The following is a 12,345-nucleotide window of genomic DNA, read 5'->3' on the forward strand; positions in this document are numbered from 1 at the left end:
TAAAAAATCACTGACCAAGAAAATTCCTGGCCCAGTAATATTAATAACAGCGGAAGAAAGATAGGCATTACGCCAGATAAGATCTACCGCTAAGTTAATGTAACCCCGCTATCATATTTGTTAACAAACGTAGACCGGAGGCTTTGCGTCCCAAATTTTCATCTGGTTTGCTATTTAATTGCCTTAGCAATTATTCACTATGAAAATTTACATAACACTGTAGTTCTTTTACTAAAGTATTATAAGCTAATCCAATAATCAATATTCCTTCACACTATTTTACACTTTCCTTGTCATTTTTCAGCATGATGACAAAAATTTGACCTAACCTAATGCCCCCATCACATTGACTCTGACATTGTCAGGTATTTCATTGTAAGAGAGTACTACAAGTGAATTATGCGTAAATGTCTTCGCATATCTGGCCAATAAAGGACGGAGTTGTGGAATAACAACCAATACCGGAGTCATCCCCTGTTTTTGCATTTCCTGCTGCACTACAGGCATCATGCGTTGAAACTGTTGCAGCAGATTTGGGGCAACCGGAAAGCTATCTAAAGCCACCTTGCCGGCCTGCATCGCCTGGTTCAAAGAACTTTGCAGCGTTTGTTCCAGCTTATTATCTAAGCTATAGGCAGCCAGTTCATCCTGTTCCCCCATCAACTGCCGGGTAATTGCTCGTTGCAGTGCACAGCGAACATCGGCAGCAAGTAATATTGGATCTTTGGTGATATCGGCGCTATCAACCAGCGTACTGGCAACGGTAACAGCATCTTTTATGGACACAAGTTCCCGTAGCAAGTAACGAAAAACTTTAAGCTGAATACTTTCTGATAATACTTTTTCCAGTGTCGCGGCCAGTTCAGGAGCCACATCTTTCACACGCTTGTTGAAATGTTTAACATCTTCAAACAAAAACAGCTCATCCAATGCTCCTTTGATAACTTTACCCGCATGAGTCGCAATCACCGTCGCCAGATCAACCACAGAATATCCCATGTTTAGCGCTCGGGATTTATCTTCCGACTTGATCCAAACAGCGTTGAGTCCATATGCGGGATCACGAGTAACCTCTCCATCCAACTGTCCATAAACATCGCCAGTTTCAAGCGCCAACACATGCTGAGGCTTTAACGTTCCACCGGCAACCGGTACCCCGGACAGCAATATGCGGTACTCTTGTGGATTGAGTTTTAAATTGTCACGGATCCGTACTTCAGGTAATAGGAATCCCAATTGTTCACATAACGTTTTACGGATGCCGCGAAGGGTACTAATCAGTTCCTCGCCCTTATCTTTTTCTGCCAAATACACCAACATAAAACCAAGCTCGACAGAAATCCGATCCACATGGGGGATGTCCTGCCAACTCAGAGGCTGCTGGTTTTCAGCAATCGTTTCTGTGAGCTTTTCAACTTGAGCGAGCTCATCAGCCGGCACCCGTTTATACAAGCGCCAAGCGACATAAAACAATACGAGGCCAAAACTTCCGAATGCCAGCATTGGCATTCCTGGCACAATCCCGAGCACAATCATGATACCGGCAGCAGTTGCGACAACCTTCGGAGATGCCAACAACTGTCCCCCTACCGCCTCTGACATATCCTCGTCATCATTCATCCGGGTGACGATGATGGCGGAAGCGACAGCCAGTAACAATGATGGGATCTGCGCAACTAAACCATCACCGATGGTGAGCAGTGCAAAACGCTGAAAAGCTTCGCCCATGCTCAAGTCATGCTGGAACACCCCAATACTGACACCACCAAGTAAGTTGATTACCAGAATGATTAATCCAGCAATTGCATCACCGCGAACATATTTGGAGGCCCCATCCATAGAGCCGTAAAAATCGGCTTCACGAGAAACCTCTACCCGGCGATTCTTGGCCTGTTCAGGACCAATCAGACCAGAGTTGAGATCAGCATCAATTGCCATCTGCTTACCGGGCATCGCATCCAGTGTAAAGCGGGCAGCAACCTCTGAAATACGTTCGCCACCTTTGGTGATCACCACAAAGTTCATCACCATCAGAATGGCAAACACCACAATGCCGACAACATAGTTGCCGCCGATAACCACTTCACCAAAAGACTGGATCACCCGTCCGGCAACGTCAGCGCCCTCATGCCCATGGAGTAAAACCACACGAGTCGACGCAACGTTCAAGGTCAGTCGCATCAGGGTGGCCACCAGCAAAATGGTAGGGAATGCCGAAAAATCCAACGGCTTACGACTCGAAACGGCAACCAACAACACCATGATGGACAGGACGATATTGAAGGTAAACAGCGTGTCCAGCACCCAGGCTGGCAACGGTAGGATCACCATTGCCAGGATTGCCAGCAACAAAATCGGAATTGCAGTATAAGGTCTGGTGAAGTTACGCCAGTTCAATTGTCTTCTCCAACGTATTAATTTTTAGCTAAATTTTTGGGAATTTTCAGTTCTGGTATTGGCGCAGGCTTGCTGCCACGCCCGGCCTTATATGCCTTCAGCTGTACAACATAAGTCAACACATAGGCTACCGCGGTATACAGTACTGATGGCACTTCCTGATCGACCCGGGTTGACCAGTAAATTGCCCGGGCTAACGCCGGGATTTCTAGAATTTCCTTTTGATGTTGCGTTCCTATGGCACGAATACGCAGCGCCATTTCATCAACCCCTTTAGCCACGACATAAGGTGCTTTGGCATCCTTTTCTGAGTAACGTAATGCAACAGCAAAGTGGGTCGGGTTAGTAATTATCACATCAGCTTTGGGTACTCGTTCTTCAATGCGACGTCGCGCAAACTGGTACTGAATCTGACGAATACGGCTCTTGATTAATGGGTTACCATCAGAGGTCTTACGCTCTTCTTTGACCTCTTGGCGGGTCATCTTGATCTTGTCCAAAACACTTTTGTATTGAAATGGAATATCAATCGCCGCGACCAAAAGTAATAACGTCGCCATTAACAACAGCGTAAAAAACAGCAACTGGAATCCCTCATGAATCGACATCCGCAACGACTCGCTTTGCATGGTCACCAAGCGGTTGATCAGCTGTATCAAAAATGCCGTCATACTGCCCATCAATAACCCAATTTTGATGACTGACTTTAATAATTCCAGCAGACTGCTCTTACCCATAATCCGCGATAGTCCTTTTAGCGGACTCAGTCTACTCGCCTTAAATGCCAGCAGGTTCCATGAAAAAATGACCCCGCCCGGCAAAGATGCAGCGATCCACATGGCAACAAAAATTACCACTAACATTGGCACCAGATTTTTCAGCATCTCAATCAGTGCCGCGGACAATCCCAACCCCATTTGTCGGGTATCGTGCAACAGTGATTGGTCCAACTGCATCGTTTGACGCATCACAACCAGCACCATCTGCATCAGGCCATCAGCGAACCATAAAAATGCTGCAATACCGACCATCATTAATACTGCGGTATTCAACTCACGGGATCTGGCGATCTGACCTTCTTTACGGGCTTCTCTAAGGCGTCGTTCACTGGGTTTTTCGGTACGTTCCTGGGAGCTATTGTTATCGGCCACACATCACCCCATTAGCCGTCGCATGACGTCGAGAGCATCAAACAACAGGCCGGAGAACACGCTGCCCGCCTGAGCGAAAGTCAGATACACCACCACGAACCCCATCAGCAGCGTCACAGGAAAGCCGAACGTAAACAGGTTCAGCGAGGGCGCTGAGCGACTGGCAATACCGAAAGTCATATTGACTAGTAACATGGCGATCACCGCCGGCAGCGCTACTATGATTGCCGATGTAAAAATCCAGCCAAACATGTTGATGACAGAGGCAAAGTTCAACTGATATAAACTGTGCCCTACCGGCCATAACTTAAAGCTGTCCACCAACATTTGTAGCGCTAGCAGATGCCCGTTCAGCGCGAAAAACAACAGCGCTATCATCAGCCACAATAGATTACCAAGCAGCGATACCTGGTTACCGGAGCCGGGATCCATCACAATCGCCATCGACAAGCCCATCTGCATTGACAAAATGAGACCTGCCTGGGTAAACACTTCAAACAGCATCCGCATCACCAGCCCCATCATCAATCCAAACAGCACTTGCTCCGTCGCCAACGCCACCATGGCCAGCGAAAATGGATCAACGTCAGGCGCGGCGGGTATCTGTCCTGCAAGGGCGAAAGACAAGAAAAATGCCAATAAAATCCTGGTCCTCACAGGTAATGCTGGATTATCCATGACCGGCATTGCCCAAAAAAACGCAGAAAGACGCACAAAGGGCCACCAGAGGGTACCTAACAGATGCAAGATATCGCTACCGCTAACAGAGATGAGCGGTGTCATCCAAATACACCCGGAATGAGCTGTGATAAACGTGCAAACCAGTCAGTGAAACTTTCAATCATCCAATGCCCTGCGAATATCAACGTCAGCAACGTAACCAACATACGAGGCAAGAATGTAAGTGTTTGCTCCTGCACTGAAGTTGCAGTTTGAATAATCGCGACCACCACACCAACAACCAGTCCCGGCACAATCAGTACCAGTAACATCTTGATGATGGTAATCACTGCATCACCAATAAGCTGTACCGCCAGTTCAGGGCTCACCAGTTAGCTCCAAAAGTTGCCGCCAGTGTGCCCGCGACCATGGACCAACCATCCGCTAGAACAAAAACCATCAGCTTGAAAGGTAAACTGATAATGAGGGGCGACAGCATCATCATCCCCATTGACATCAGGACACTTGCCACAACCAAATCAATGATCAGAAACGGAATAAACAACATAAACCCAATCTGGAATGCAGTTGTCAGCTCGCTCAACAGGAACGCCGGGACCAACACATCCAATGGCACATCTTCTGGCTTCAGATCGGAGGGTTCGCCCGCAATTCTCAGCACCTGCTGCATTTCATTTTCACGGGTTTGTGCCAGCATAAATTTACGTAGTGGCACGGCCGCACGCGCCAACGACTGCTCGGTAGTGATTTGCTCACTTTGCAGCGGCTTGTAGGCGTTTTGATAAATGTCCTGCCACACAGGCCGCATGATCAGCATGGTTAGCATCAAAGCGATACCAATAAGTACACGGTTAGGAGGACTTTGCTGTAACCCTAATGCTTGTCGCAAGATTGCCAGCACAATGACGATGCGGGTAAAAGAAGTTGCGACCATTAAAATACCGGGCAACAATGTCAATAGCGACATCAGCAACAGGATCTGCAACTTAACGTTATAATCCTGGCCATCAGCAGTATTATGCAGCGAAAACAAGGTGACATCCTGGGCACCAGCGCCGAACGAGAATGCCAAACCCGCAAATAACAGCACGCTGCGTATCACAGATTTACTCATCAGAACCCGTTTCATTAGTCGCTTGCTGTGGTAAAAAACGGATACCGTAAGCCCCATCCACCAGCACCACTTCTGCCTTAGCAAAAGCGACACCGTTAACCATGACATCCAAAGGTTCGCCGGCCGCTTTATCTAACGGCAGAACATCGCCGTCACGGACTTTACTGAGTTCACCAAGCGTCAGCTCGGTGCTGGCAACCTCAAGGGTAATAGTCAACGGCACGTCGCGGAAGAAAGTCATGTCGGCCCCCATATTTTTAGTTTGAGGTACCTCATTTTCCGTCAACTCATCGATATCCAGCGCATCCAGTTCTGCTAATGCTGCATCCAAATTATCTGTCATTATCTGTCACTCTTGTGTTTGTGTTACCTGAAATGCCAACTGGCCGTCTTCTTGGGCCACCTTTCCTGAAAACAGTTGCTTGCCCCCGAGTCTGAAACTGGCGGAATCTTGCAGAGATATCGGCATAAATTCGCCCTGCAATAGCTGCTGCAGCTGTCTGACATTTACCTTTTTTTCCGCCATCACAACGCGACCTTTTACGGGAAACTGGGGCCATTGGGTTTGCAACAGTGGCAGTTCTGAGGGTGTCAAAGCCGGCGAATGATCTGCTTCGAGAGGGAACAGCTCCACCGGCAGATTTAGAAACCAGCTGATCACATCCTCATCCAGCAATATCCGGACTTTCAAAATGAGATAAGAAAAAGGCTTCAGTGCCTGAGGCTGTTTCAACGGTTCCGCCATAGGCAGACTTTTATGGCCCCGAACCAACTCCTGAATGCTCCCCATTAACCGATTACAGGTACGAATAGCGATACGTAATTCTGTTATTGTGAGCTCTCTAGGGGATTCTGCCTGACGACTAATCTTGCCCCCCAGGCACAGGTCTGCCAGATGTCTAATGGCCAGGTGATCTATGGTCATATACGCTTTGGCATTATTTGCCGCAGGCAGCTCACAACCCATCATTAATTTGTCAGTTTCAGAGAACAAAAAATCAACGCCCCATCCCTGACACAATGCCATTTCCACTTCAAAGCTCAGGCCACTGATCAACTGGGACAATGCTTTCTGTAATACCTCTTTGAACTCTGCTTTAGACTCACCAAAGGCGCTAACCGCTCTTTGCTGACAGCGTTGGTCGCGGGTCAGTGGAAACACTTGCAACACGTCAGCATTTTCGCCCCTGATGAGTCCGCGCGATTTCTTTTTCTTAATCAAGCTCTCTGTCCTCCACGTCAGACATTGCGGCCTTTGTGCGTTTCGATCTGACTTTATCTTTCATCAACATCCCTGCCACCTTTAATACCTGACGACGTTTGTTGTCAGCTTCCCGACGCCAGTCGATGCCGATAAATTGCAGCCTTTCACTTATGGCGCGTCGATAGACGACACGGCCTTTAATGCGGACGCTGCCATCGATTTCGACAACCAATCTGCTGGGGATTTTCTTTTCCAGAGGCACCAGCAATCCCGCACCGCCCAAGCCAACATCTTTCATAATGGCATTACAGACATACCATTCGATCACCAGTGGCCAGTACAAAAGCACAGCAATACCATCATGTTGCTCATCTGCTGGCGTCAACTCCTTTGTCAGGTCATGGCGTCTGAAAAGACGGTCATTGCTTGTTCGCGTCATTGCTGCATTTCACTTATTCTGGTTACCGGCTGGTTGGCCTCAGCCTTGTTGGCGGCATCAACAACGGCCGGAGCCGCTTTAGTGGCTGGCGACATCGATGAAAACAGTGCATTGAGCTGCTTTTCCGCTTTGGGTGTGAGGATCAGCAACTCGACTCTGCGGTTCTCGCTGCTGGCTTGATTTTCTTTGTTCAGTAATCGGGTTGAGGCGAAAGCGTTTACTTGTTCCACGCGTTCTGAAGGCATCCCCCCAGCTTCCAACAGGCGACGAGCCTGCAGCGCTCTTGCTGCTGATAACTCCCAGTTGCTATAAACACTGCTGTTATAGGAAGTGACATCCGTGTGACCAGAGATAATTACCTGATTTTGTACATTTTTAAATATGGCCCCGAGACTGAATAACAGGTCTTCAAAAAACGGCGTCATGGCCACGTCGCCACGACGGAACATCTGATGATGGCGATCATCTTTAATGATCACTCGCAACCCCGAAGGGACCACGTCTACCAAGATGTTGGCCTGTGCTTGTTTTTGCTGAGCAACATCCTGAAAGTTCTGTAATAGCAGGCTCAATTCTTCCGCAGTGGCAAAGGTGCCATCGATAAGCGAATTGAGATGTTTTCCTTGACCAGCCGCAGGCTCAAGCTTGCCTTTAGGCACACTCAAATATTCTGACATACCGGGAATGGGATTATCAGGCGGCAGTCGATTCGGCGCTTCGTTATCAATAATGGAGGGTGAGCCCCCCAGATCCACTGGATAGGGGCTATTTTGGGGATCAAAGAAGTTCGGACTGCCGTCAAACACGGAATGCGTACGCATGTAATGAGCAAGCTGAGAACGTTCCTGTTTACTCGACACCTGCATCAACCACATCACCATGAAGAATGCCATCATCGCCAACGTAAAATCGGCGAAAGCCACTTTCCAGGCGCCACTATGCGGTTTTTCGGCACCACGTCGCTGGCGGCGGACCACTATCGGGCTGTTATTATTATTGTCCATAACTAAGCAGCCCTATTGTTAATCCACTCTTCCATCATATTGAAGGTAGGTTTGACTTCTTGATTGATGAGTTTGCGTCCGGCATCTGTTGCCACGATAGCAACATGTCCTTTGGCATGAGCTACCAACATCGCTCTGACACACTCAAAAATAGCGATACGCTTTTTGACATATTGTTCCATGGATGATGCCAATGGTGCCATCAAACAGTAACAGCCGAAAATCCCCATAAAGGTACCGACTAACGCCGCTGCGACATGTAAGCCGATATCCCCCATGGGGCCGTCCAGATGCTGCATGGTAATAATGATGCCCCCCACAGCTGCCAAGATCCCAAATCCAGGCATAGCTTCAGCAACTGCCGCCAGCGACTGAGAAGGCTTGAGCTTTTGCTCTTCGAGGTAATCGATCTCCTGCGACAACATGCTGTCGAAATCATGGGAGGATATTTTCCCCATACTGAACAGTCGTAGGTTGTCACAAATAAACGTCACTAAATTGGGATATTCGTTAACTAAGGGATAGGCCAAAAAAATCGAACTGGTTTCAGGGTTTTCAACATGTTCATCAAGATCTTTCAAGCCGCGAGTTCTGGCCAGATCCAATAATGCATACATTAGCATTAACAGATCCTGATATAACTTACTTTGATCCTTGGGCGCCTTAAATTGATATTTTAACTGAGTCAGCATTTCCGTTAGAACGTGCTTGGAGTTTCCGACAACCAATGCACCTAAAGCAGCACCAAAAATAATGATCATTTCTGCAGGTTGCCACAATGATGCCACATTGCCACCGGCAAAAATGAAGCCTCCTACCACAGTGCCTAATACTATGACTAATCCAACAAATTTTTGCATAGCTCTTGCGCCCTTAGCTCTAGCTTGTCAATTTTTCTGTCAACAATTGCAATGACTGCCTATGCAATTGGCATACGCGGGACTCGGTCAATCCCAGAGTCAAAGCTATTTCTTTCATGTTAAGTTCATGGGTGTAATACAACTGCAGCAATAACTTATTCCGTGCTGGCAGGTGCTGCATGCTCTGCGCTAACAACCGTCTTAGCTCAAGACGATGAATATCCCGGTCATCGGCCGCCATCGGCCCCTGTTGTTCTAACAGCTGCTCAAAACTATCCACCACTTCTGCTTGCTCTAGATAATGGAAGTCCATCAGCTCTTTCGTGGAGATATTTAACGCCGCACATATCTCACGCTCTTTGGGTTCGCGCCCAAGTTGATTGCGCAGTTTTCTGACACCATCACGGAAGCGATGTGCATCCTGACGGGCTTGTCGTGAACGCCAATCTAATCGTCGAAATTCATCTAACATAGCCCCACGAATATATTTGAATGCATACGATTCAAACTGTTCGTCACGCTCTTTCCCGTAGCGTCGTATCGCCTTTAGCAACGCCATTAAGCCTATCTGCTGTAAGTCATCCCGATCAGCCACTACCCCGATTTGCGAACGCATGTGTGCAACAACCCGCCGCACCAGATAGGCATAATGTTGCAATACCTCCGCTTCTCGTTGCACCGGAGCAGAGTCAAGCGAATCCCCTGCATTTTGCCAATCACACAGCGCTGACATAGAGAGCCTTTATTGCAGGTAGACGTTGGTAACCAACACCTGCTCCAGCTTACTGTCGACGCCCTGTTGCTTCAGCGCATCATTAAATTTCTGCAATAGCGAATGCTGGAGTGAATTCACATCATCAAAGGTCTGTTTTGCTTGATCGCGAGAAAAGTTAGCAAAATACTTCACCAGGACATTACGCAATACCGGCGCTTCATGATCGAGTTGCGCTAAAAAAGCTTGACTACGAGTAGAAAGGCTCAGTTCCAACACCAGATAGCGTGAATAGTTCTCATCACTGACACTAGCGACAAATCGCGCCATGGGGTAAAACAGCATAGAACTGGGTATTTCTGCTGCTTTATCCGCATGTGTCTGCGATGTTTCTTTAGCACTTTTACCGTAATAGATGCCTGCCCCGATCCCTAATGCCAGCAGAACGACTGCGAGAACAATTCCCAACACTGCCTTCATCTGTTTGCTCCTAAAAACATATAATTAAGCCTTCCTATTTAACCAACCATCTACTTTTGGCATCACCAGTTCTTCATCGTCTGCTATCTCAAGATGATTCGCCTGAACACCTTCCTGCTCGCCAAACTGAGGTGCTTGTTGTCCTTGCTGCTGTCGGTTGTTATCACCAGTCTGTACTATCACATCGCCACCGAGTTTATGGGTTAGGGAGGCTCGCAATTGTTCCGTAGTTTGTGACACCGCGTCTTTTACAGCGGCATGGCTGGCGTTGATGTGTACAACGGTCCGATCACCGTCAACACTGATACGAATATCAATGCTGCCGAGTCTGGGAGGGTCAAGGCGGATCTGCGCATTATGGGTTTTGCTTTCATATTGCAGCTGAACTTTATCGCTAAGCAGATTCACCAACTGCTGTCCGATAGCTGAACTTGCTGACGTCCGAGTCTCAAGCACCATAGTGTTGGGCAAGTTCCCGACCGTATTGCTCACCGATGTCGTGGACATAACAGGATTAGCGCTTTGGCTGGCGGCTAACACATCCGTCATGCCCTTTGTTTGTCCCGCAGTCGCTACCGCCGCATTAACCGCAATTTGCATCAGCCCCGCGACAGACAACGCCTGACTGTTTTTCACCGACGCACTTTGGACGGCATCGGCGGAATTAAAGGTCTGTTCAGTCAAGCCGGAAGCCAACGCGGCTACGAGTGGTGACGGTTGCAACGAAGTGGAGGAAGCTGCAGCGGCGTTATTTGACGTTGAAAAATATTGAACTGCCGCTGGCGCTGTTGAGGACACGGCAGACAACCCTGTGCTTGCTAATGAAGCGTCAGATAATGGCGCAGTAGTGGGCAATGAGATGAGATTCTGCGGCCACATGGCGGCAGTTAACGGCATACCGTTGTCTTGCGCGCTGCTTGGCAAATTAACATCGATGACACCGGTGCCTGACATATCGGCCTGAACCACTGCGCCAGGCGTCGCATTAGCGGTTTGTTCAATCGGAGCCTGAATCAACACCGGGGCGGAGGATATTATCGGTGTCATGGGCAGGATTTCTGCCGATAACGATGATGAAGACAGCGCTCCGTCATCAGCATCGTCAGGCTGTTGCTGTGGCTGTGGCTGTTGCGGTAGCAACAGCAGACTGCCAACCATACTGTTGGGCATACAGGAAGGCTCACCGTCAGTGGGGAGCGCCGGTAATTGCGATGGCTCAGCTTGTGCGTCCAGGTCATCCGATGTTGGGTATGTCAGCTCTGGTAACACAAAACTTTGACTCGGTTGCTCAGATGCATCGTCAACCGCCATTGACACGGTATTCAGATTCTTGCTGACACTAGGAGAAACCGTGCTGTTGTCAACCAACATCATTGGCACTGGCATCACCATAAGCGACTATCCATAGAGGCGTGATATGCTTCAAGACCTTCCTTATCCGACAAATGCCGCTGCATCTTGGATTCCAAATCACGCTTGGCCACATCAATCTTGTGCAACAGTTGTCGATATTGACTGGCAATAACGGGCTGAAGTTGCTCTTTCATTCCCTTAAATTCAGGTTTACTGCACTCGTTGATTAGCTGAACCATCTGTTTATCAAGTACACGAATGCGTTGCCATTGACGATTAGCCACTGCGAGTTCCATCTCTTGCAACAGTATTGATACCTGTTGCCGCAACTGTCTGGCATCCTCTGCACGCTGCACTTAATCTCTCCGTTTTCTTGGGCAATTTTAACCTTTACACTACTATACAAATATCAGGCCAACTTTATCTTTATGATTTTTATTGTATTTTTGATAATCGAATACAGCGTGCGGAAAAATACCTTCCGCCACAGGAAATACCAGGAAACTATCCAGCCAAAAAAAATGCCACCATGTAATGGTGGCTGATCACGACAGAAAGGCTCAGTTCAAAGAACCGAGCCCTTTCCATCCTTGTTGCAGGTTGGTCATCACGGTCTTGACCGAATCCAGATAGCTGATGTCGTTGCGAAAACTCGCCTGTAGTAAAGACTGGCCACAGTGTTGATAAAGCCGAGCCATATTTTCCGCCAACTCGCCGCCATTTTCGCGATCCAGAGACGCCTCAAGGCCACCGAGGATCCGTAGCAGTCTTTCTACACTTTGCGCTTTGCGATCAAATTTCTTGGCATTGATATGTCCAACAGTGCGTTCCAGTTCATCGAGGAAGCCATCAAACAGCATTAGCACCAATTTATGTACATCGGCACCGGCGGCTTTTCCTTCTACTGCGGTCTGCTGATACGCCGCAAATCCCATATCCAACATCATTAC

At 48.2% G+C, this 12,345-nt stretch carries 15 protein-coding genes and 1 riboswitch; all 15 genes read right to left on the bottom strand.

Annotation, left to right across the window (positions count from 1 at the left end; translation table 11 throughout):
- Positions 1-95 precede the first annotated feature (95 nt).
- A riboswitch (cyclic di-GMP riboswitch) is annotated at positions 96-182 on the bottom strand.
- A 142-nt stretch (positions 183-324) separates the two neighbouring features.
- The gene (gene flhA, locus PY479_RS15700) at positions 325-2,397 is read right to left on the bottom strand and encodes a flagellar biosynthesis protein FlhA (RefSeq protein WP_275484328.1); all 2,073 of its coding nucleotides are present in this window, start codon (positions 2,395-2,397) and stop codon (positions 325-327) included.
- A gap of 17 nt (positions 2,398-2,414) precedes the next feature.
- Positions 2,415-3,548 (bottom strand): flagellar biosynthesis protein FlhB, encoded by a 1,134-nt coding sequence (gene flhB, locus PY479_RS15705; protein ID WP_275484329.1) that lies wholly within the window; start codon positions 3,546-3,548, stop codon positions 2,415-2,417.
- A 3-nt stretch (positions 3,549-3,551) separates the two neighbouring features.
- The gene (fliR, locus tag PY479_RS15710; protein WP_275484330.1) at positions 3,552-4,331 is read right to left on the bottom strand and encodes a flagellar biosynthetic protein FliR; all 780 of its coding nucleotides are present in this window, start codon (positions 4,329-4,331) and stop codon (positions 3,552-3,554) included.
- Positions 4,328-4,597, bottom strand: coding sequence for a flagellar biosynthetic protein FliQ (locus tag PY479_RS15715; RefSeq protein ID WP_275484331.1), 270 nt, complete (start codon positions 4,595-4,597; stop codon positions 4,328-4,330). Before PY479_RS15715 ends, fliR begins: the two co-directional genes overlap by 4 nt.
- On the bottom strand, positions 4,594-5,343 hold the full coding sequence (gene fliP, locus PY479_RS15720; protein ID WP_275484332.1) for a flagellar type III secretion system pore protein FliP: 750 nt from the start codon (positions 5,341-5,343) through the stop codon (positions 4,594-4,596). The genes PY479_RS15715 and fliP overlap by 4 nt, the downstream gene beginning before the upstream one ends.
- The gene (locus tag PY479_RS15725) at positions 5,336-5,686 is read right to left on the bottom strand and encodes a FliM/FliN family flagellar motor switch protein (RefSeq protein ID WP_275484333.1); all 351 of its coding nucleotides are present in this window, start codon (positions 5,684-5,686) and stop codon (positions 5,336-5,338) included. The genes fliP and PY479_RS15725 overlap by 8 nt, the downstream gene beginning before the upstream one ends.
- 6 nt (positions 5,687-5,692) lie before the next feature.
- Positions 5,693-6,565 carry a FliM/FliN family flagellar motor switch protein gene (locus PY479_RS15730; RefSeq protein WP_275484334.1) on the bottom strand — a complete coding sequence of 291 codons (873 nt, stop codon included), beginning with the start codon at positions 6,563-6,565 and terminating at the stop codon, positions 5,693-5,695.
- Positions 6,558-6,986 (bottom strand): hypothetical protein, encoded by a 429-nt coding sequence (locus PY479_RS15735; RefSeq protein ID WP_275484335.1) that lies wholly within the window; start codon positions 6,984-6,986, stop codon positions 6,558-6,560. The genes PY479_RS15730 and PY479_RS15735 overlap by 8 nt, the downstream gene beginning before the upstream one ends.
- Positions 6,983-7,990, bottom strand: a complete 1,008-nt coding sequence (locus tag PY479_RS15740; RefSeq protein WP_275484336.1) for a flagellar motor protein MotB — start codon at positions 7,988-7,990, stop codon at positions 6,983-6,985. The genes PY479_RS15735 and PY479_RS15740 overlap by 4 nt, the downstream gene beginning before the upstream one ends.
- A 2-nt stretch (positions 7,991-7,992) precedes the next feature.
- Complete coding sequence (motA, locus tag PY479_RS15745) at positions 7,993-8,850, bottom strand: flagellar motor stator protein MotA (protein ID WP_275484337.1); 858 nt, start codon at positions 8,848-8,850, stop codon at positions 7,993-7,995.
- 19 nt (positions 8,851-8,869) lie between these two features.
- Entirely contained in the window at positions 8,870-9,583 is a 714-nt protein-coding gene (locus tag PY479_RS15750; RefSeq protein WP_275484338.1) for a FliA/WhiG family RNA polymerase sigma factor, read from the bottom strand.
- A 9-nt stretch (positions 9,584-9,592) separates the two neighbouring features.
- Positions 9,593-10,042: a flagellar basal body-associated FliL family protein gene (locus PY479_RS15755; RefSeq protein WP_275484339.1), complete on the bottom strand. Its 450-nt coding sequence runs from the start codon at positions 10,040-10,042 to the stop codon at positions 9,593-9,595.
- A gap of 24 nt (positions 10,043-10,066) precedes the next feature.
- The gene (locus tag PY479_RS15760) at positions 10,067-11,434 is read right to left on the bottom strand and encodes a flagellar hook-length control protein FliK (RefSeq protein ID WP_275484340.1); all 1,368 of its coding nucleotides are present in this window, start codon (positions 11,432-11,434) and stop codon (positions 10,067-10,069) included.
- On the bottom strand, positions 11,428-11,751 hold the full coding sequence (locus PY479_RS15765) for a hypothetical protein (RefSeq protein WP_275484341.1): 324 nt from the start codon (positions 11,749-11,751) through the stop codon (positions 11,428-11,430). The genes PY479_RS15760 and PY479_RS15765 overlap by 7 nt, the downstream gene beginning before the upstream one ends.
- Before the next feature lie 204 nt (positions 11,752-11,955).
- Entirely contained in the window at positions 11,956-12,342 is a 387-nt protein-coding gene (gene fliS / locus PY479_RS15770; protein ID WP_275484342.1) for a flagellar export chaperone FliS, read from the bottom strand.
- Positions 12,343-12,345 lie beyond the last annotated feature (3 nt).

The organism is Shewanella sp. A32 (assembly GCF_029167175.1).
Lineage (GTDB): Bacteria > Pseudomonadota > Gammaproteobacteria > Enterobacterales > Shewanellaceae > Shewanella > Shewanella yunxiaonensis.